The 20,584-nt window shown below is 68.0% G+C and carries 21 protein-coding genes; all 21 read left to right on the top strand.

Going from position 1 to position 20,584, the window contains the following annotated elements:
* Nucleotides 1-2: 2 nt before the first annotated feature.
* The 21 genes from NUW81_RS05155 (at nt 3) to tatC (ending at nt 20,521) form a co-directional block, all read left to right on the top strand.
* Entirely contained in the window at nt 3-1,172 is a 1,170-nt protein-coding gene (locus NUW81_RS05155; protein WP_245111100.1) for an FtsW/RodA/SpoVE family cell cycle protein, read from the top strand.
* The gene (murG, locus tag NUW81_RS05150; protein ID WP_376741962.1) at nt 1,157-2,323 is read left to right on the top strand and encodes an undecaprenyldiphospho-muramoylpentapeptide beta-N-acetylglucosaminyltransferase; all 1,167 of its coding nucleotides are present in this window, start codon (nt 1,157-1,159) and stop codon (nt 2,321-2,323) included. Before NUW81_RS05155 ends, murG begins: the two co-directional genes overlap by 16 nt.
* 14 nt (nt 2,324-2,337) lie before the next feature.
* On the top strand, nt 2,338-3,753 hold the full coding sequence (gene murC / locus NUW81_RS05145) for a UDP-N-acetylmuramate--L-alanine ligase (RefSeq protein WP_245111094.1): 1,416 nt from the start codon (nt 2,338-2,340) through the stop codon (nt 3,751-3,753).
* The gene (murB, locus tag NUW81_RS05140) at nt 3,750-4,643 is read left to right on the top strand and encodes a UDP-N-acetylmuramate dehydrogenase (protein ID WP_245111092.1); all 894 of its coding nucleotides are present in this window, start codon (nt 3,750-3,752) and stop codon (nt 4,641-4,643) included. The genes murC and murB overlap by 4 nt, the downstream gene beginning before the upstream one ends.
* Nucleotides 4,640-5,566, top strand: coding sequence for a D-alanine--D-alanine ligase (locus NUW81_RS05135; RefSeq protein WP_245111089.1), 927 nt, complete (start codon nt 4,640-4,642; stop codon nt 5,564-5,566). The genes murB and NUW81_RS05135 overlap by 4 nt, the downstream gene beginning before the upstream one ends.
* A complete protein-coding gene (locus NUW81_RS05130; RefSeq protein ID WP_245111087.1) occupies nt 5,566-6,426 on the top strand; it encodes a cell division protein FtsQ/DivIB in 861 nt (286 codons plus the stop codon). The genes NUW81_RS05135 and NUW81_RS05130 overlap by 1 nt, the downstream gene beginning before the upstream one ends.
* Complete coding sequence (gene ftsA / locus NUW81_RS05125) at nt 6,426-7,661, top strand: cell division protein FtsA (RefSeq protein WP_245111084.1); 1,236 nt, start codon at nt 6,426-6,428, stop codon at nt 7,659-7,661. The genes NUW81_RS05130 and ftsA overlap by 1 nt, the downstream gene beginning before the upstream one ends.
* A gap of 163 nt (nt 7,662-7,824) precedes the next feature.
* Complete coding sequence (gene ftsZ, locus NUW81_RS05120; protein WP_245111082.1) at nt 7,825-9,336, top strand: cell division protein FtsZ; 1,512 nt, start codon at nt 7,825-7,827, stop codon at nt 9,334-9,336.
* Between the two features lie 107 nt (nt 9,337-9,443).
* Complete coding sequence (locus NUW81_RS05115) at nt 9,444-11,042, top strand: SPOR domain-containing protein (RefSeq protein ID WP_245111079.1); 1,599 nt, start codon at nt 9,444-9,446, stop codon at nt 11,040-11,042.
* Between the two features lie 12 nt (nt 11,043-11,054).
* Complete coding sequence (locus tag NUW81_RS05110; RefSeq protein ID WP_245111077.1) at nt 11,055-12,212, top strand: deoxyguanosinetriphosphate triphosphohydrolase; 1,158 nt, start codon at nt 11,055-11,057, stop codon at nt 12,210-12,212.
* A gap of 40 nt (nt 12,213-12,252) precedes the next feature.
* Nucleotides 12,253-12,921, top strand: coding sequence for a Rossmann-fold NAD(P)-binding domain-containing protein (locus tag NUW81_RS05105; RefSeq protein WP_245111074.1), 669 nt, complete (start codon nt 12,253-12,255; stop codon nt 12,919-12,921).
* Nucleotides 12,918-13,412: a hypothetical protein gene (locus NUW81_RS05100; protein WP_245111071.1), complete on the top strand. Its 495-nt coding sequence runs from the start codon at nt 12,918-12,920 to the stop codon at nt 13,410-13,412. The genes NUW81_RS05105 and NUW81_RS05100 overlap by 4 nt, the downstream gene beginning before the upstream one ends.
* 101 nt (nt 13,413-13,513) lie before the next feature.
* Nucleotides 13,514-14,050, top strand: a complete 537-nt coding sequence (locus tag NUW81_RS05095) for a D-Ala-D-Ala carboxypeptidase family metallohydrolase (protein WP_245111068.1) — start codon at nt 13,514-13,516, stop codon at nt 14,048-14,050.
* 73 nt (nt 14,051-14,123) lie between these two features.
* Nucleotides 14,124-15,854 carry an arginine--tRNA ligase gene (argS, locus tag NUW81_RS05090; RefSeq protein WP_245111066.1) on the top strand — a complete coding sequence of 577 codons (1,731 nt, stop codon included), beginning with the start codon at nt 14,124-14,126 and terminating at the stop codon, nt 15,852-15,854.
* The gene (locus tag NUW81_RS05085) at nt 15,854-16,537 is read left to right on the top strand and encodes an SPOR domain-containing protein (RefSeq protein WP_245111064.1); all 684 of its coding nucleotides are present in this window, start codon (nt 15,854-15,856) and stop codon (nt 16,535-16,537) included. Before argS ends, NUW81_RS05085 begins: the two co-directional genes overlap by 1 nt.
* Complete coding sequence (nagZ, locus tag NUW81_RS05080) at nt 16,537-17,541, top strand: beta-N-acetylhexosaminidase (RefSeq protein WP_245111062.1); 1,005 nt, start codon at nt 16,537-16,539, stop codon at nt 17,539-17,541. Before NUW81_RS05085 ends, nagZ begins: the two co-directional genes overlap by 1 nt.
* Before the next feature lie 131 nt (nt 17,542-17,672).
* Nucleotides 17,673-18,425 carry a segregation and condensation protein A gene (locus NUW81_RS05075; RefSeq protein ID WP_245111060.1) on the top strand — a complete coding sequence of 251 codons (753 nt, stop codon included), beginning with the start codon at nt 17,673-17,675 and terminating at the stop codon, nt 18,423-18,425.
* Complete coding sequence (scpB, locus tag NUW81_RS05070; RefSeq protein WP_245111058.1) at nt 18,422-19,042, top strand: SMC-Scp complex subunit ScpB; 621 nt, start codon at nt 18,422-18,424, stop codon at nt 19,040-19,042. Before NUW81_RS05075 ends, scpB begins: the two co-directional genes overlap by 4 nt.
* 37 nt (nt 19,043-19,079) lie before the next feature.
* Nucleotides 19,080-19,322: a twin-arginine translocase TatA/TatE family subunit gene (locus NUW81_RS05065; protein WP_245111055.1), complete on the top strand. Its 243-nt coding sequence runs from the start codon at nt 19,080-19,082 to the stop codon at nt 19,320-19,322.
* Between the two features lie 6 nt (nt 19,323-19,328).
* The gene (tatB, locus tag NUW81_RS05060) at nt 19,329-19,673 is read left to right on the top strand and encodes a Sec-independent protein translocase protein TatB (RefSeq protein ID WP_245111053.1); all 345 of its coding nucleotides are present in this window, start codon (nt 19,329-19,331) and stop codon (nt 19,671-19,673) included.
* Nucleotides 19,674-19,693: 20 nt separating this feature from the next.
* Nucleotides 19,694-20,521 (top strand): twin-arginine translocase subunit TatC, encoded by an 828-nt coding sequence (gene tatC / locus NUW81_RS05055; RefSeq protein WP_245113694.1) that lies wholly within the window; start codon nt 19,694-19,696, stop codon nt 20,519-20,521.
* Nucleotides 20,522-20,584: the final 63 nt, after the last annotated feature.

Below are 20,584 nucleotides of genomic sequence, written 5' to 3'. Positions count from 1 at the left end.
CGATGCTCAAGATCCGGCCCGCCAGCTATGGACGCTCGGACCGCTCGGCCACCAGCCAATGGTTCTGGGAAGTCGACCGCACGCTGATCGCGCTCTTGTTCGTGCTCATCGGCATCGGGCTGATCGCGGTGGCAGCGGCGAGCCCTGCCGCGGCGGACCGCTATTCCTCGGCCACCGCGACGCTGCCCGAACTCTATTTCTTCTGGCGCCAGCTGGGCTGGCTGTTCGTGTCGGTGCCGGTGATGTTCCTCGTCTCGGCCATGCCGCGACTGTTGCTGACGCGGCTGTGCCTGCTTGCGACCGCGGTGGGGATTGTCGCGCTGGCGCTGGTGCCGTGGCTCGGGAGCGAGATCAACGGGGCCAAGCGCTGGCTCGATTTCGGCGTGTCGCGGGTGCAGCCTTCGGAATTCCTGAAGCCGGTCTATGTCGTCACGCTGGCCTTCCTCTTCACGCGGCGGTGGAGCTTCGTGACGCGCGCGGCCGCCTCGGGCGGGCTTGCGCTCGTCACCGCCTTCCTCCTGATGCGCCAGCCCGACTTCGGCTCGACCGTGATCTTCCTGGCGACCTGGGCGGCGATGTTCGCGCTGGCGGGCGCGCGCATGAAGCTGGTCGCAGGGCTGGGCGTGGCGGGGCTGGTCGGGATCGTGCTGGCCTATTTCTTCTATGACGTGGCGACCACGCGCATCGACGCCTTCCTGTTCGGCGAGGGCGACAGCTTCCAGACCGACCGCGCGATGGCGACGCTGACCGCGGGCGGGCTGCTCGGCAAGGGGCCGGGGGCGGGCGAGTTGAAGTTCGGGCTGCCCGAGCCGCATACCGACTATATCTTCAGCGTGATCGGCGAGGAGTTCGGGCTGATTGCCTGCCTTGCCATCGCCATCCTCTATTTCATGATCGTGGCGCGGGTGCTGGTGAAGCTCCTCGACGAGGATGATGCGCTGGCGATCCTCGCGAGCGCGGGGCTGGTACTGCAGTTCGGGCTGCAGGCTTTCATCAACATGGCGGTCAACGTGCAGATCGCGCCGTCGAAGGGCATGACGCTGCCCTTCATTTCCTATGGCGGGTCGTCGATGCTGGCCTTGTCGATCGGCATGGGATTGCTCCTCGCTTTCAGCCGCCGGAACCCCTATCTCAACCGATCACCCTATGTGGTCCGATGGAGCGGAACATGAATATCACGCTGGCAGCCGGTGGGACCGGTGGCCATATGGTGCCCGCGCATGCGCTGGCCAACGAGTTGAAGGCCCGCGGCCACGGCGTCATGCTGGTAACCGATGCGCGCGGCGCGAAGATCCCCGCGATCTTCGAGGACGTGCCGGTCGAGGTGCTGCCTGCCGGTCGTCTCGGCGGCGGGCCCATCGGCATGATCAAGGCCTTCTTCGGCGTGATGCAGGGGCGAAAGGCCGCGCGGATGCTGTATCGCGATTTCACCCCCGATTGCGTGGTCGGCTTCGGCGGCTATCCCGCCTTGCCCGCGCTGATGGCGGCGCAGGCCGAGGGCGTGCCCACGGTGCTGCATGAACAGAATGCGGTGCTGGGGCGGGTGAACCGCCTGCTGGCGCGGCGGGCCAAGGCGGTCGCGACCGCCTACAGGACCGTGCAGCGCTCGAAGGACAAGTCGAAGGAAGTGCTGGTCGGCAATCCGGTGCGCGTCGAAGTCGCGCGGCTCGGCGAGATGCCTTTCCCGCCGCTCGATGAGACGAGCCCCTTCCACATCCTCGTGACCGGCGGGAGCCAGGGGGCGAGCGTGCTCGGCGAGGTCGTGCCCGAGGCGCTCGGCCAGCTCGAGGAAGGGCTGCGGCATCGCCTCAACGTGGTGCAGCAGTGCCGCCCCGAGGATATCGACCGGGTACGCGCGCGCTATGCCGAGCTGGAAATCCCGGCCGAGACGCTGACCTATATCGAGGACATGCCGCGGCGGATCGGCAATGCGCATCTGGTGATCGCGCGGGCGGGTGCCTCGACGATTGCGGAACTGACGGCGGCGGGGCGGCCGGCGATCCTCGTGCCGCTGCCGATCGCGACCGATGACCACCAGACCTACAATGCCATGGAGATGGCCAAGGCGGGCGGCGCGGCGATGATCAAGCAACCCGACTTTACCCCCGAGAAGCTGGCGCGGCAGATCGAGGAGATCGCGGGCGACGGCGAGGCGCTGGCCACCGCGGCGCAGCGCAGCCTGTCGGTCGGGCGTCCGCGCGCGGCGGAGGAACTGGCCGACCTCGTCGAACGTATCGCGGCGGGAGATACGCCGGTGCCGGTCGGGCTGGTCGGCGCGAGTAATCCGACGCCGCGCGCGTCGGGCATGGGCGTACCTGCATGAAGGCGAATGTTTAAATGAAGGCTCTGGGACGCGACCTCGGCACGATCCATTTCGTCGGCATCGGCGGCATCGGCATGTCGGGCATCGCCGAGGTGATGCACCAGCTCGGCTACAAGGTGCAGGGCTCGGACATGAAGGACGGGCCGGTCACGCAGAAGCTGCGCGACGCGGGCATCCCCGTGCATATCGGCCATGCGCCCGAAAACCTGGGCGATGCCGAAGTCGTGGTCTGCTCGACCGCGATCCGGCGCACCAATCCCGAAGTGCAGGCGGCATCCGAGAAGCGGCTGCCGCTGGTCAAGCGCTCGGAGATGCTCGCCGAGCTGATGCGGATGCAGCAGACCGTCGCGGTCGCCGGCACGCACGGCAAGACGACGACGACCTCGATGGTCGCGGCGTTGCTCGATGCGGGCGGGATCGACCCGACCGTCATCAACGGCGGGATCATCAACCGCTATGGCTCGAACGCGCGGCTGGGGTCGTCCGACTGGATGGTGGTCGAGGCGGACGAATCTGACGGCAGCTTCCTGCGGCTCGACGGCACGATCGCGATCGTCACCAATATCGATCCCGAGCATCTCGACCATTATGGCGGCTTCGATGAAGTGAAGGCCGCCTTCGCCCAGTTCGTCGAGAATGTGCCTTTCTATGGCCTTGCCGTGATGTGCATCGACCATCCCGAGGTGCAGAATGTCATCGGGCAGGTCGCCGACCGGCGCATCCGCACCTATGGCTTCTCGACCAACGCCGACCTTCGCGCCGACAATGTGCGGCCCGAGCTTGGCGGCACCTGTTTCGATGTCGTCCACACCGACCGCGATGGCGATGTGACGACCATGAAGGACATCCACGTGCCGATCCCCGGCAAGCACAATGTGCTGAACGCCCTGGGTGCGATCGGGGCGGCGATGGAGCTGGGCGTGACCGAGGAGCAGATCCGCGAGGGCTTCGCCAGCTTCGACGGCGTCAAGCGGCGCTTCTCCAAGGTCGGCGAGATCGGCGGGGCGACGATCATCGATGACTATGCGCACCATCCGGTGGAGATCCGCGCGGTGCTCGAGGCGGCGCGAGATGCCTGCCCCGACAGCCGTGTCATCGCGGTGGTGCAGCCGCACCGCTATTCGCGCCTCGGCGACCTGATGGAGGAATTCCAGACCGCCTTCAACGAGGCCGACATCGTCTATGTGACGCCCGTCTATGCGGCGGGCGAGGAGCCGATCGAGGGCGTGTCGTCCGAGGTGCTGGCCGAGGGGCTGCGCCAGCGCGGCGTGCGCATGGTGAAGACCGTCGAGGACGAGGCGGATCTCGCGCTCGCGCTGCGCGACGTGGCGGCCAAGGGCGATGTCATCCTGTGCATGGGCGCGGGCGATATCACCGGCTGGGCGGCGCGGCTTGCCGACGGCATCGCCGATGCGAGGAAGAACAAGTGAGCGCGCCGGGCGACATTGAAGTCCGCGGCAAGCTGACGGCGGATGCGCCGCTGGCCAAGCTCGTCTGGTTCAAGGCGGGCGGCAATGCCGACTGGCTGTTCGAGCCGGCGGACGTCGACGACCTGTCCCAGTTCCTGTCGCAGCTCGATGAAGATGTGCCCGTGATGGGGCTGGGGTTGGGATCCAACCTCATCATCCGCGATGGCGGGGTCGAGGGGGTGGTCGTGAAGCTGCCCAAGGCCTTTGCCAAGGTCGAGCAGGTCGATGACGTGACGCTGAAGGCGGGTGGGGGTGCGCATGGCGTGCTCATCAGCTCGACCGCGCGCGATGCGGGGATCGGCGGGATGGAATTCCTGCGCTCGATCCCGGGGACATTGGGCGGCTTCGTGCGGATGAACGGCGGCGCCTATGGGCGCGAGACCTGCGAGATCCTGACCGAGGCGGTGATCGTGCGGCGCGACGGGACCGTCGAGACGTGGGGCAATGCCGACCTCGGCTACTCCTATCGGCACAGCGATTTGCCCGAGGGCGCGATCGTCGTGTCGGCGACGCTGGAGGGGCATCCCGAAAAGCCGGAGGTGATCCAGGCCGAGATGGACCGCATCCAGGAATCGCGCGAGGCATCGCAGCCGGTGCGGACCAAGACGGGCGGATCGACCTTCAAGAACCCCGAGGGCGGGTCGGCGTGGCAGTTCGTCGATGCCGCGGGATGCCGCGGGCTGAAGAAGGGCGGCGCGCAGGTCTCGGAAAAGCACACCAACTTCCTCATCAACACGGGGGATGCGACCTCCGCCGATATCGAGGACCTTGGCGACGAGGTGCGCGAGCGGGTGAAGAAGCATTCGGGCACCGAGCTCGAATGGGAGATCAAGCGGGTAGGACGCCGATGAGCGAGTTGAACAAGGGTCTGCATGTCGTCGTCCTGATGGGCGGCTGGTCGGCCGAGCGCGAAGTGTCGCTGTCGAGCGGCGAGGGCGTCGTGAAGGCGCTGCGCGAGCGTGGCTGGTCGAACGTCACGCCGGTCGACATGGACCGCAATGTCGCTGCCGTGATCGCGGGGCATCGCCCCGACGTGGTGTTCAACGCGCTGCACGGCTCGCCCGGCGAGGACGGGACGGTGCAGGGCATGCTCGATCTCATGCAGGTGCCCTATACGCATTCGGGCGTGACCACCTCGGCGGTGGCCATCGACAAGCAGCTGACCAAGGCGGTGCTCGAGCCGCATGGCATTCCGATGCCGCCGGGGCGGATCGTGACCAGCGCGAGCGTCTATGAGGGTGATCCGCTGCCGCGTCCCTATGTCCTCAAGCCCGTCGACGAGGGCTCGTCGGTCGGGGTGGCGATCGTCACCGAGGAGACGGGGCCGATCACGCCGGAGACGACGGGGCCGTGGCAGGAATTCGACCGCCTGCTCGCCGAGGAATTCATCGCGGGCCACGAGCTGACCGTGGCGGTGCTCGGCGACGAGGCGCTCGAGGTGACCGAGCTCAAGATCGCCAGCGGCTGGTACGATTATGCGCACAAATATGAGGAAGGGCAGACGGTCCATGTCTGTCCCGCCGAAGTGCCCGCAGACATTGCCGACCGGATGAAGGAACTGGCGCTCGCAGCGCATCGCGTGCTCGGCTGCAAGGGCTGTTCGCGCTCCGATTTCCGTTGGGATGAAGAACGCGGGATGGACGGGCTGTTCTTGCTCGAGACCAATACGCAGCCGGGCATGACGCCGCTGAGCCTCGTGCCCGAGCAGGCGAAGGCCCGCGGGATCGATTATGGCGAGCTGTGCGAACGGCTGATCGCGGAGGCGCTTGGCTGATGGCGCGCGGGGGGACCACGAAGAAGCGGAAGGGCGCGCCCAAGAAGCGGGCGCCCAAGGTGCAGGACACGCCGGGAGCCGAAAAGCTCCTGCGCATGAGCGGGATCGCGGCGGCCGTGGTCGGCGCGGTCGCCCTCCTGTTCGCTTTCGGGGTTCCCGGCATGATCGGCACGGCGATCGGCGCCGGCATGGGCAAGATGGGGCTCGAGGTCGGGCGCATCGACATCAAGGGCATCGAGCAGATGGATTCGGACGCGGTCTACCAGATCGCGCTCGAGGAGCATGACCGCGCGTTGCCGCTCGTCGACGTGGCCGGCTTGCGCGAAGAGCTCATGGAATTTTCCTATGTGAAGGATGCGCGCGTGTCGCGGCGCTATCCCGACACGCTGGTCATCGACATGGTCGAACGCCAGCCCGCCGCCTTGTGGCAGGGCGAGGACCGCCTGTTCCTCGTCGATGCCGAGGGCGTGATCCTCGAGCGCGTACCGGTGGCCGAGATGCCCGACCTGCCGCTGCTCATCGGCGCGGGCGCGAACCGCGAACTGGCGCAGCTCGAGCGGTTGCTCGAGCGCGTGCCGGCCTTGAAGCCGCAGCTTGCCTCGGCGCGCTGGGTCGGCGGGCGGCGCTGGGACCTCAATGTGGCGACGGGCGAAATCCTCGTCCTGCCCGAAGGCGAACGGCAGGCGGCCGAGGCGCTGGAAAAGTTCATGGCATTGGATGCCAAGGCCGCGCTGCTCGGCATCGGGGTCGACCGCTATGACTTGCGCCTGCCCGGCAAGGCGGTGGCGCGCAGTCCCGAGTTCGTCGGCGCGCGCGAGGAGGCCGCGAAGGCGGCGCGTAACGCGGAGGCGATCGACTGATGGCGCAGCATAGCGACAACCTCATCGCCGCGCTCGACATCGGCTCGTCCAAGGTGGCGACGCTGATCGCGCGGGTGGGCGAGGATGGCGAACTGGAAGTGGTCGGCTCGGGCCAGCACCAGAGCCGCGGCATCAAGCGCGGCGCGATCGTCGACATGGACGGCGCCGAGACGGTGGTGCGCGAGACGATGGACCAGGCCGAGCGCAAGAATGCGCTGGCGATCGACGAGGTGTGGGCGGGCTTTGCCGCGGGCGGGCTGACCAGCGAGATCGCCAAGGTCGAGGTCGAGCTGGGCGGCCAGCAGGTCGAGGATGGCGACGTCGCCGCGCTGCTCGATGCCGGCCGCGACAAGCTCCAGCGCGAGGGACAGGTGGTGCTCCACGCGCAGCCCGCGCTCTATACGCTCGACGGGGTCGAGGGGGTGAAAAACCCGCGCGGGCTCCATGCCGAGAAGCTGGGCGTCGACATCCATGTCATCGCCGCCGACATCGCCCCCTTCAAGAATCTCGATTATGTCATCCGCTCGGCGCATCTCGGGGTCGGCGCGATCATCGCCGCGCCGCGGGCGAGCGCGCGGGCGTGCCTCACGAAGGACGAGCGCGACCTCGGGGTGGCGCTCGTCGAACTGGGCGCCGACATGACGAGCGTGAGCCTCCATGTCGGAGGCATGCTGGTGGCGATGCGGACGCTGCCGGTGGGGGCGCGCGATATCTCGGAAGACATCGCCATGGCGTTCGGCGTGTCGCGGCGCGATGCCGAGCGGATGAAGTGCCGCTATGGCTCGGCCAACCTCAGCCCGTCGGACAATCACGAGATGATCGATGCGCAGATCGGCGAGGATGGCGAGCCGGTGCGGATCAGCCAGGCGCAGCTCATCACGGTGATCCGCCAGCGGCTGGAAGAGCTGGCGGGCGAGATCGACGTGGCGCTGAAGGCGCTGGGCTTCGCGGGGCCGGTCAAGCGGCAGGTCGTGCTGACCGGCGGCGGGGCCGAACTCAAGAATGTGGACGACTACCTGCAGGGCGTGCTCGGCCACCGCGTGCGGATCGGGCGGCCGAAGAAGGTGCGCGGACTGCCAGAGGCGCAGCGCGGGCCGGCCTTCTCGACGCTGGTCGGGCTGCTGCTGCTCGCGGCCGAGGGCGGCGAGGGGTCGGACGATATCGCGGTGCCGACCAAGCGGCGGCGGCGCGGCGGGCTGATGGACCGGCTGATGGCGGCGCTGAAAGGCGCCTGACCTGTCCCTTTATGAATCAGCGGGTCGATTAATCGTCCCATACTGAATCATTTCTTCACTAATTGGGGTCCCGGGCCCCTTTTCCGCTTTGTCTGCGACTCGGGATGTGTAAAGATTCCGCACTACGGATCAGTAGGTTGGCGAGACTAGGGAGGCACCCACCATGAGCATCGATTTCCAACGCCCAGAAGTAGACGAATTGCGTCCGCGCATCAGCGTGGTGGGCGTGGGTGGTGCCGGTGGCAATGCCATCGCCAACATGATGGCCGCCGACGTGCAGGGGGTCGAGTTCCTCGTCGCCAACACCGACGCGCAGGCGCTGAACGCCAGCGCCGCCGACACGCGCCTCCAGCTCGGTCTCAAGATCACGCAGGGCCTCGGTGCCGGCTCGCGTCCCGAGATCGGTCGTGCCGCCGCCGAAGAGACGATCGAGGATATCGAGAAGAGCCTCGAGGGTAGCCACATGGTCTTCGTCGCCGCCGGCATGGGCGGCGGTACCGGCACCGGTGCGGCCCCCGTCATCGCCAAGGCGGCCCGCGCGAAAGGGATCCTGACCGTCGGTGTCGTGACCAAGCCCTTCGCCTTCGAAGGTGCGCGCCGCGGGCGTGCCGCCGACAGCGGGATCGAGGAGCTGCAGCAGCATGTCGACACGCTGATCGTCATTCCCAACCAGAACCTGTTCCGCCTCGCCACGCCCGACACCACCTTCAAGGAGGCCTTCGAGATGGCCGACGAGGTGCTGCAGCAGGGTGTGCGCGGCATCACCGACCTCATGGTCATGCCGGGCCTCATCAACCTCGATTTCGCCGACGTGCGCTCGGTGATGAGCGAGATGGGCAAGGCGATGATGGGCACGGGCGAGGCCGAGGGCGAGAACCGCGCCATCGAGGCCGCCGAGAAGGCCATCAGCAATCCGCTGCTCGACGGGGTCAGCATGAAGGGCGCCAAGGGCGTCATCATCTCGATCACCGGCGGCATGGACATGAAGCTGATGGAGGTCGACGAGGCCGCCAGCCACATCAAGGAGCTGGTCGACGAGGACGCCAACATCATCTGGGGCTCGGCGTTCAACGACGACCTCGAAGGCAAGATCCGCGTTTCGGTCGTGGCCACCGGCATCGACGGCGAAGAGGATGTGAAGGGCATTCCCACGAGCACCTCGACCAGCCAGTCGAGCGTCTTCACTTTCCCGGGCGCGCGCGGCGGTGCCGCGCCGGCGATCCCCGCCGCCGCGCCCAAGGCGAGCTTCTCGATCGGCAATGCGACCGCCGCGGCGTCCAAGCCCGAGCCCAAGGTCGAGGACGAGGCCGACGCGCTCGACCTCACCGACGCGCTCGACCTCGACGACGAGGCGGACAGCCAGGACGATCCGCTGATGCTCGAGAGCGACGACATCCTCGCGGGTCCCGTGAGCGCGCCCCCCGTGGCGCCGCCCGCCGAGGACATGGACGAGGAGGAGGACGGCATGCCCTCGCTGCTGGCGACCAAGGGTGCGGCCAAGAAGACTGCCGTCCCGACGCCCCCTCCCGGTGGCGGCGGCACGCTGTTCGAGCGCATGAGCAACATCGCGCGCGGCGCGCAGGCGACGGGCGAGGACGAGGCCGAGGACGAGCCGGGATTCGGTTCGGGCAGCTTCGACATTCCCGGTTTCCTTAACCGCCAGAATAACCAGTAAGATTAATGGACCGTGCCCGCTTCGCTCGTCGCTGGGGCGGCACGGTCCATCGCACTTAAGTCCTTGTGACAGCGACCTTTAATCTTTGTTGGGGCAAGTCTAGCGCCATGCGACAGGAACCCACCCCCACGGGGCGCGCCAGGCGCGCGCTCGTCGGCACCCTTGCGGTGCTCCTCGCCGGGACAGCGGTGCCGAACGCGGCGTTGGCGCAGGCCAGCCCCGTCGACGCGCTGACTCAGCATCTCACCACCCTCGACAGCGATCCGCGCAATTTCGACGCGCTGGTCGGCGCGGGCGATGCCGCGCTTGCCATCGGCGACCTGCCGAGCGCGGCGGCCTTCTTCGGCCGTGCCGCCGAGGTGCGTCCCGAGGATCCCAAGGCGCTGATCGGGCAGGGCTCGGTCGCGGTGCAGATGAACGAGCCCGAGCGCGCGATGCAATACTTCGCCGCCGCCGCGGGCCGTGGCGGCAGCGTCGTCCAGATGGGCGCGGGCCGCGGGCTTGCCCATGATCTCCTCGGCCGGACGCGCGAAGCCGAATCCGATTATCGCGCCGCGATGCAGGGCCCCTGGGCCGACACCGCCCGCCGACGCCTCGCGCTCAACCTCGCGATGGGCGGCGACCGCACCGCCGCGATGGCGATCCTCAATCCGCTGGTGCGTCAGGGCGATCCCGCCGCGCTTCGCGCGCGTGCCTTCGTGCTGGCGTTGACCGGCGATACCGACAATGCGCGCCGCGCCATCGAGGCGGCGATGCCGGGCTCGGGCGATGCGATCGACCCGTTCCTGCGCCGCCTCCCGCAGCTCAGCGCGAGCGAGAAGGCCGCCGCGGTGCACCTCGGGTTGTTCCCGACGGGCGCTGGCCAGTCGGCCCGTGCCGCGCAGCCCGCGCCCGCGCCGACCCGCGTCGCGCAGGCGCAGCCGCAGCGCACGCAAGCGCCGGTTACCGCAAACCCTAATCCCCCGGTCGACCCGCGCGGGTCGGTGGTCGAGACCCAGGAGCGATCGGACGATCGCCGCGCGTCGGCCGGGAGCTATGAGACCAATGGCCCGGTGACTTATAATCGCGTGCGCGACAATATGACGCGGCGTGATGCTCGCTATGGCAATACGGGCAGCGTCGAGGTCGTCGAGGCCGCGCCCCAGCCCGCGCCTACGCCGCCGCCGCCCGCACCGCGTCCGGTGCTGCGCGTGAGCCAACCTGTCGCCCAGCCTGCAACGCAGCCCGAGACGCGAGCCGAGCCGCCGAGCGAGGAACGGCTCGCCTCGATCGCGACCGCGCTGCGCAGTGCGCCGCGCTCGACGACCGCGGCGACCCCGCCGCCCGCGCCGAGCCCCAAGTACGAGCCGCCGCCCGCGCCGCGCCCGGTGATCGAGCGCGCGCGTCCTGCCGCGCAGGCCGCCCCCGCGCCCGCACCGGCCAAGCCCGATATCGGCGTCGAGGGCCGCTGGTTCGTCCAGCTCGCCGGTTCGGACAATCGCGGGGCGATGAGCTACGAATGGCGCCGCATCAAGCGCAAGGCGCTATCGACCCTGTCGAAGCATGATCCGCTGTTGACGCAGGGCGTGGACTTCCACCGCTTGCTTGTCGGGCCGTTTGACGGCAGGAGCGAGGCGCAGGCGCTGGTCAACAGGCTCAAGGCCGAGGGTGTCGACAGCTATGCCTGGCAACGCAGTCCCGCCGCGCTGCGCATCGACCCGCTCTAGGAGAATATCGTCTTGCTCGACCCGCGCCTGAGGAGCGATCCCCACCAGTCCCGCGGTCGATTGCATGACGAGGATGATCGAGGGCCCCGAGGGCCCCGCGATGCCTTCCAGCGCGACCGCGACCGGATCATCCATTCGGTCGCCTTCCGGCGGCTCCGGCACAAGACGCAGGTGTTCGTGGCGCCCGATGGCGACCATTATCGCGTCCGCCTGACGCACAGCCTCGAGGTGGCGCAGATCGGGCGCGCGATGGCGCGCACGCTGGGGTTGAACGAGGATCTCACCGAGGCGCTGTGCCTCGCGCACGACCTCGGCCATCCGCCCTTCGGTCATGCCGGCGAGGATGCCCTCGAGGAAGCGGTCGCAAGCGCCGGGGGCTTCGACCACAATGGCCACAGCCTTCGCATCCTCACCCTGCTCGAATGTCCCTATCCCGGGCATGACGGACTGAACCTGACGTGGGAGACGCTCGAGGGGCTGGCCAAGCATAACGGGCCGGTGACGGCGCCGGGCTGGGCACTCGAGGAAGTGGATGCGGCGCACGGGCTCGAACTCGGCAGCCACGCCAGCCTCGAGGCGCAGCTGGCGGCGATCGCCGATGACATCGCCTATGACAATCATGACGTCGACGATGGCCTTCGCGCAGGGATCCTCGACCTCGACGCGCTGCTCGAGGTGCCGCTGGTCAAACGCCACTGGCAGGCGATCGAGGCGCGGCACCCGGGGCTCGATCCCGACCGCAAACGCGCCGCGCTGACGCGCGACATGATCGGCACGATGGTCGGTGACGTGCTGGGCGAGACGCGCGCGCGGATCGCGGCGGCGGGCGTCGAGACGGTCGATGAGGTGCGCGCGGCGGGCAAGCCGCTGGTGGGCTTCTCGCCGCAGATGGCGGCGGAGGAGCGCGCGCTGAAGAAACATCTCTACGCCAACCTCTATGACAGCCCGCCGCTCCAGCCGATCCGGCGCGGGGCCAAACAGGTGGTGGCGGGGCTGGCGCAGGCGCTGGTCGAGCGGCCCGAACTGCTGCCCGAAGGCTGGGTGCGCGGGGACAGCGAACAGGACCGGCTGCGCGGCATCGCCGACTATATCGCGGGGATGACCGACCCCTTCGCCATCTCGAAGCATCGCAAGTGGGTCGGGCCGGTCGAGATCGACGACCGCTTCTGACGCTACTGGTAGCGGGCCGCCGCGTCCCTATATTCGGGGAATGGCGGGGAATCACACGCAACGCATCGCCCTTATCGGCGCGACCGGCCTGATCGGCTCGAACCTCTTGCGCCACCTCGAGGGGCGGCCGTTGCTCAGCCTTGCGCGGCGTGCATCGCTGCCCGGGCGCGAGGGCTGGCGCGAGAAGGTAGGGCCGATGGAACGCTGGCCTGCGCTGCTCGAAGGCGAGCAGGTGGACGTCGCGGTGGCGGCGATCGGGACGACCTGGAGGAAGGTCGGCAACTGGGAGGATTTCGACCGCATCGACCGCCACGGCGTGGTCGAGTTCGCACGCGCGGCGCATCTTGCAGGGGCGCGGCAACTGGTCGTGGTGTCCTCCTCGATGGCCGATGCGGGTGCGAAGAACCGCTATCTCAAGATCAAGGGGCAGATGGAGGCCGATGTGGCGAGCATCGGGTTTGACCGGGTCGATATCCTGCGCCCGGGGCTGCTCAAGGGCGAACGGCAGGAACGTCGGTTGAAGGAAGGGCTCGGCATCATGCTGTCGCCGCTGCTCGACATGGTCGTGCCGAAGAAATTGCGCTCGATCGAGGCGGCGACGGTGGCGGGCGCCATCGCCGCGCTGGCGGGGCGCGAAGGCGAAGGGGTGACGATCCATCACAATCCCGACATCCGGGCGCTGGCGGCGGAGACGGAGACGGGATCATGATGCGGCCCTTCATTCCCAAGGCGCCGGTGGTGATGGGCGCGATCAGCGGCAGCTTTCTCGGCACCTTGCTGATGGTGGGCATCGGACTGGCGCTGGGATCGGGGCTCGAGGCGGGCATGATCGCGCAGCTCTTCCTCCTGACCGCCGCGCTGGTGCCGGTGTCGGCCTTCGCCATCGTGATCTTCGGCTATCCTGCCGCAAATGCGGTCGGCGAGGCGTGGCGCGAGAAATGGGTGTGGGTGGCCGCCGTGCTGATGGGCGCGCTGGCGGGCTGGATGACTCGCATCGCGCTGATGGCGGTGATCGCGGGGGGCAGCTTCGGCGTGGCGGGCGACTGGGCGGTCGATCCGGGGCCGGTCTATGGCGCCGCGGTCGGTTTCTGCTTCTGGCTGTTTGAGCGCGACTGGCGCATCCGCGATGCCGCGCGGCGCGCCGCCGAGGGGGAGGGGGAGGAAATCCCGAGCGCCGAGGAATTCGCCAAATTACCCTAGGCGCGTGACCCGAAGCGGGACATTTTTGGGGCCGGTGGCGTGGCGCCAAAAGTTAACTTCTGTTATACCATGGTCTTCACGGACCAGGGGGATTCGCCACCATGTCGACCTTGCTCATCGCCGCGCTGATGATGGCACCGGCCTCTGCCGCGCCGGCATCGTCGGAAGTGGAGAGCGCCGCCGCGCCGCGCCTTCGCGTGGTGACCGCGCCGGGGCTCAGGGCGCGCGCTTCGGCGCTCGCCGCGCCCTCGCTGACCGCCGCGCCGCAGCCGGTCGTGGCCGCGGCCATCGCCTTCGACATGAGCGCGGCCGCCGCGCTGGGCGCGCGCTGGGGCACGGTCACCTCGACCTATCGCAGCCCCGCGCACAACCGCCGTGTCGGCGGGGTCCCCAACAGCTATCACTTGCGCAACCGCGCCATCGACATCGCCCGCGCGCCGGGCGTGCGCCACCACCAGATCGCGGCCGCCTATCGCGCCGCCGGTTACCGGCTGATCGAGAGCCTCGACGAGGGTGATCATTCGCATTTCGCCTTTGCCGACGGGGCGGCGCGGCCGGCCCGCCCGATCGCGACCATCGTCGGGTCGGAGGACGAGCCGACCCGCTGGCGGCTGGTGTTCGCGCCCAAGCGCAACTGACGGGCTTTTTTCCGGAGGGTGGACGCGCTAGAGGCGGGCGCAACTTTCCCTTATCTGTCGGATTGAAGTCTTCATGTCGCTCTACGCCCGTTTCCAGGACAAGCTCGAGGCCATCCTCGCCGAACTCGTGACCGAGGGCGTGCTGCCCGACGGCATTTCGACGCGCGCCGTCGCGGTCGAACCGCCGCGCGATGCGAGCCACGGCGACCTTGCCACCAATGCCGCGATGGTGCTGGCCAAGCCGGCGGGCACCAATCCGCGCGCGCTGGCGGGCGAGATCGCGCCGCGGCTCGAAAAGCTCGAGGGCGTGACGGCAGCCCAGATCGCGGGGCCCGGCTTTATCAACATGCGGCTCGATCCGGACATCTGGAACGAGGAACTGGAAGCGATCATCGCGGAGGGCGGCGACTATGGCCGCACGCCCGCCGGCGAGAATGCGCGTACCATCAATGTCGAATATGTGAGCGCCAACCCGACGGGCCCGATGCACATGGGGCACAGCCGCGGCGCTGTGGTCGGCGATGCGCTGGCGAGCCTGCTCGAATGGGCGGGGCGCAAGGTGACGCGCGAATATTATGTCAACGATGCCGGCGCGCAGGTCGACACGCTCGCCCGCTCGGCGCACCTTCGCTATCGCGAGGCGCTCGGCGAGGACATTGGCGAGATCCCCGAGGGGCTTTACCCGGGCGACTACCTCGTGCCGGTCGGCGAGGCGCTCGCCACGGAATATGGCGACGCCTTTGCGGGCGCGCCCGAAGCTGATTGGCTCCCCGTCTTCAAGCCCTTCGTGGTCGAAAAGATGATGGACATGATCCGCAAGGACCTGGCGCTCCTCGGCATCCATCACGACCTGTTCAGTTCGGAGGCCGAACTGCAGGCCTCGGGCAAGGTCGACGAGGCAATGGAGACGCTGAAGTCCAAGGGGCTCGTCTACCAGGGCGTGCTCGAACCGCCCAAGGGCGAGACGCCCGACGACTGGGAGCCGGTGGAGCTCACCCTGTTCCGCTCGACCGAGTTCGGCGACGACCAGGATCGCCCGATGAAGAAGTCGGACGGCAGCTGGACCTATTTCGGCGCCGATGCGGCCTATCATTACCAGAAGGCCGAAAAGGCCGACCATCTCGTCAACATCTGGGGCGCCGACCATGCGGGCACGGTCAAGCGCGTCCAGTCGGCCGTGACCGCGCTCACGGGCGGCGAGAAGGGCCTCGACGTCAAGCTGGTGCAGATGGTGCGCCTGTTCCGCGACGGCGAACCGGTGAAGATGTCCAAGCGCTCGGGCAATTTCGTCACGCTGGCGGAGATGGTCGAGGAAGTCGGCAAGGACGTGGTGCGCTTCATGATGCTCACCCGCAAGGCCGATGCGCCTTTGGACTTCGACTTTGCCAAGGTGACCGAGGCATCGAAGGAAAACCCCGTCTTCTACGTACAGTATGCGCATGCGCGCATCTCCAGCCTCCAGCGCAAGGCCGCCGCGGCGGGGCTCGATGCGGGCGAGGCGAACCTCGACCTGCTCGACGATGTCGAACGCGGGCTGGTGAAACAGGCGGCGCAATTCCCGCGCGTGGTGCGGCTGGCGGCCGATGCCTATGAGCCGCATCGCATCGCTTTCTATCTCTACGACCTCGCGGCGGCCTTCCACGCCAGCTGGAACCGCGGCAATGACGATCCGGGCAAGCGCTTCCTCATCGAGGACCAGCCCGAGCTGTCGCGCGCAAGGCTGGAACTGGCGCGCGCGATCGGGCAGGTCCTGAAGAACGGGCTTGCGATCATGGGGGTCGAGGCCGCCGAGGAGATGCGCTGATGAGCGTCGAGGACGAAGAACGCCTGCCGTGGCTCGAAGCGGTCGATGACCAGCAGGACACGCGCCAGATCTCGGCGACCAAGATCGCAGCGGGCGCGGGGCTTGTGCTCGTCGGCCTCATCGCGGTCGCGCTGACCACCTTCATGCTGGGCCGCGAGAGCGGCGGCGGCGCGCCGACCCTGATCGAGGCGCCCGAGGAGCCCTACAAGACGCGGCCCGAAAATCCCGGCGGGCTCGACCTGTCGGAAGATAGCGGGACGGCGCATGCCACCAGCGTGGGCGAGGATCCCGATGCCAAGCTCGATACCTCGAAAATGGACGAGGACGTGCCGCGCATCGTGGTCGAGGAGCCCGAGCCGGCACCGGCGCCCAAGCCCGCGCCGACGCGCACGGCCACCGCGGAGCCGTCGCCTGCGCCGACGCCCGCGCCGGCGGCGAGCGGTGGCACCGGTCCGCTCATCCAGCTGGCGGCCTATTCGAGCCGCGCGCAGGCCGAGAAGGGCTGGGCGCTATTGTCCTCGCGCTTCTCCCAGGTCGCGGCGCTAGAAAAGGTGATCCAGCAGGCCACCGTCAATGGCGCCACCGTCTATCGCCTGCGCGCGCGGGCGGCCGACGCAGGCCAGGCACGGGCGGCCTGTAACGCGCTTGACGCGGCAGGCGAGGCCTGCGTGATCCTCAACTGATGCAAGCGGTGATTTACGGGCTGTCGGGCCCGACTCTGACGAGAGAAGAAAAGGCCTTTTTCACGGACGCCAACCCGGCGGGATATATCCTGTTCGGGCGCAACGTGGAGACGGTGGAACAGGTGCGCGCGCTCACCGACGAGCTGCGCTCCTTGCACGGGCGCGACCGGCTGCCGATCCTGATCGACCAGGAAGGCGGGCGGGTGGCGCGCATGCGGCCGCCGAACTTCCCGGACTTTCCGGCGATGGGGATGTTCGCCAAGCTATACGATACGGCTCCCTCCTCGGCGATCGAGGCGGCGCGGGTCAATGCGCGCGCGATCGGGCTCCTGCTCAAGGAGTGCGGTGTTAGCGTCGATGCGCTGCCCGTGCTCGACGTGCGCCAGAAGGGCGCCGACGAGATCGTCGGCGACCGCTCGCTCGGCGATGAGCCGATGAAGGTCGCAGCGCTCGGCCGTGCGGTGATCGACGGGCTGCATTCGGCGGGCATCGTCTCGATCATCAAGCATATCCCGGGGCATGGCCGCGCGCTGGTCGACAGCCACAAGGACCGGCCGACCGTGACCGCGACGGGCCCCGAGCTCGATCTCGACCTCGCCCCCTTCGAGACGCTCGCCTGGGCGCCGATGGGGATGATCGCGCATATCGTCTACGAGGCTTGGGACCCCGACCATATCGCGAGCCAGTCGAGCCTCGTCATCCAGGATATCGTGCGCGGCCGCATCGGCTTCGACGGCTGGCTGATGAGCGATGACCTCAACATGGCGGCGATGGAAGGCTCGGTCGCCGAGCGCGCCATCGGCGTCATCTACGCGGGCTGCGACGTGGCGCTGCATTGCTCGGGCAAGATGGAAGAGATGGTCTCGGTCGCCGAGGTCATCCCCGACCTGACCGAGGCGGGCAAGCGGCGGATGGACGAGGCGATGGCGCTCGAGGCCGATGACGAGCCGCTCGACATGGCCGAGGCGATCGCCAAGCGCGACGAGCTCCTCAAGCTGGCGTGATTCTCTTTCGTCATCCCAGCGAAGGCTGGGATCCATGTCGACCCGCCTGCACGAACCCGCCGATATGGGCCCCAGCCTTCGCTGGGGCGACGGTTGCTTGTGTGATGGGCGAATTGCGCTAGGCTCGTCCCATGGGGGACGTGGTCTTGCATCCGGTGGTCGAGGACGAGGGGCTGACGCTCCACCTCGAGCATTGGGAAGGCCCGCTCGATCTCCTGCTCGACCTCGCCCGCGGGCAGAAGGTCGACCTCATCGAGATCTCGATCCTCGAGCTGACCGAGCAGTTCATCGCCTATATCGAGCGCGCCAAGGCGCTGCAGCTCGAGGTGGCGGCGGACTATCTCGTGATGGCGGCGTGGCTGGCCTATCTCAAGAGCTGCCTCCTCCTGCCCAAGGATCCCGAGGTCGATCCCAGTCCCGAGGAACTGGCGTGGCGGCTGCAGCAGCGGCTGATGCGCCTCGATGCGATGCGCGAGGCCGGCGCGCGGCTCCTGGGACGCGACCGCGTCGGGCGAGACGTCTTCCTGCGGGCGGCGCCCGAGGGGCTGAGGACCGAGCGCAAGTCGCGCTGGCAGGTCAGCGCCTATGATCTTTTCGCGGCCTACGGGCAGGTGCGCGCGCGCACCCAGCCCGCGATGCATGTGGTGCATGACCGCAAGGTGATGACGCTGGAGACGGCGATGGAGCGGCTGCAGTCGATGCTCGGCTTTGCGGTCGAGTGGACCGATCTCCGGAAATTCCTGCCCAAGAGCGGGGACAAGGCATTTTTGAAGAGCTGCCTTGCCTCCTCCTTCCTCGCCAGCCTCGAACTGGCGCGCACGGGCATGATCGAGCTGGAGCAGGAAGAGGCGTTCGGGACGGTGAAGGTGAAGCGCGGGCGATGACCAACAACGCGAGTGAGGATTTTTCGCGCAAGGTGGAAGCCGTGCTGTTCGCGTCCGACGAGCCGTTGGGCGTCGACGACATCGCGGCCCACGCGGGCGAGGGCGATGTGAAGGCGGCGCTGGCCGCGCTGGCGGACCATTATGAGGGGCGCGGCATCGAGCTGGTGGAGCGGGGCAAGCGCTGGCATTTCCAGACCGCGGGCGATCTGGCGCATCTCCTCCGGCGCACGCGCGAGGAGCCGCGCAAGCTCAGCCGCGCAGGGACCGAGTGCCTCGCCATCATCGCCTATCACGAGCCGGTGACGCGCGCGGAAATCGAGGCCATTCGTGGCGTGCAGATTTCGAAGGGCACGCTCGATGTGTTGATGGAAGCCGGCTGGATCCGCACGGCGGGGCGGCGCGAGGTGCCGGGGCGGCCGCTGCAATATGCCACGACCAAGGACTTCCTCACCCATTTCGGGCTGGAAAGCCGCCGCGACCTGCCGGGGCTGGAGGACCTGAAGGCGGCCGGGCTGCTCGATCCGCTCGACGAGGAAGCGCTCGAACTCGCGCTTGGGGGCGGCGACGGGGACGCCGAAGATGATGACGAGGTGGAACTGGACGACGAAGACGTCTAAAACCGCCCCTGAAACAAATTTTATCCGGAGTCTTCCCATGGGCAATATCGGCCTTCCCGGTATCCTCATCCTCGCCTTCCTCATCCTGCTCCTGTTCGGGCGCGGGCGTTTTTCCAGCCTGATGGGCGATGTCGCGCAGGGGCTGAAGAGCTTCAAGAAGGGCATGGCCGAGGAGGACGAACCCAAGCGTCCCGCCGAGCCGCGCCAGCTGCCGCGCGAGGACCAGACCATCGAGGCCGAGGTGAAGCGCGACCGCGAGCAGGACAAGCCCGGGGCCTAAGCGCGCATGTTCGGCATCGGCGGTCTTGAAATCCTCGTGGTCGGGGTGATCGCCCTGTTGGTGGTCGGCCCCAAGGAGCTGCCGGGGCTGATGCGCATCATCGGGCGCTTCGTCGGCAAGATGCGCGCCTATGCGCGCCACTTCACGCAAGGCATCGACAATATCGTCCGCGAGGCCGAGCTCGAGGAAATGGAAAAGCAGTGGAAGCGCCAGAATGAGGAAATCATGAAGCGCTTCCCCGCCGACCTGTACGACGAGCAGCCGCCGATGGCGCCCGAGGACGAGGTCGCTCGCGAGGGCGATGCGGCCCGGAAGCCCGGCACGAAATCCGGCGGGGACGAGCGGTCGTGAAGGACCTCGACGACACCAAGATGCCGCTGCTCGAGCATCTCGTGGAGTTGCGCAAGCGGCTCCTGTGGGTGGTGGCAACGCTTGGCGTGGCGTTCATCGCCTGCTTCTATGTCGCCAAGCCGATCTTCGGCGTGCTCGTCCAGCCGCTGCTCGATGCGGGGCAGGGGCGGCTCATCTTCACCGATATCTTCGAGGCCTTTTTCGTCGAGGTGAAGGTGGCGCTGTTCGCCGCGCTGATGATCACCTTCCCCATGCTGGCGGTGCAGCTGTGGCGCTTCGTCGCGCCGGGGCTCTATGCCAGGGAGAAGAAGGCCTTCCTGCCCTTCCTCCTGATGACGCCGGTCTTTTTCGGACTGGGCGCCAGTTTCGCCTATCTCGTGGCGATGCCGATCGCGCTCGATTTCCTGCTTGGCTATGAAGGCGAGATCGGCGGAGTCGAGACCGACGCGCTGCCGGGCATCGGCAATTATTTGTCCTTCTCGACCAAGTTCCTGTTCGGCTTCGGCGTCGCTTTCCTGCTGCCGATCCTCTTGATGATCCTCGAACGCGCGGGACTGGTCACGCGCGAGCAACTGGCCAAGGGCCGGCGCTACATGATCGTCGGGGCCTTCTTCATCGCCGCGGTGCTCACCCCGCCCGATGCGGTCAGCCAGGTGATCCTCGCTGTCCCCCTCATCCTCCTCTACGAATTCGCGCTCGTCGCCATTCGCCTGACGCATTGGAAGAAGACGCGCGAGCAGGCTCGCGCTGTGGGGCGCCGGGCGAAGGCTGCTGCTGGTTCGGAAGAAAATGAGGGCCCGGAAACGCCACCGGGGGGGGGGAGGGTTGGCGGTTCCGGGCCCACTTGAGTGGATAGCGAGAGCGGGGGGGCAAAAGGTCACTATCCATGTAGCACAACGCCCCTTGTGGGG

The organism is Sphingomicrobium aestuariivivum, assembly GCF_024721585.1.
GTDB lineage: Bacteria > Pseudomonadota > Alphaproteobacteria > Sphingomonadales > Sphingomonadaceae > Sphingomicrobium > Sphingomicrobium aestuariivivum.
This window is presented reverse-complemented; position numbering and strand designations above follow the sequence as displayed.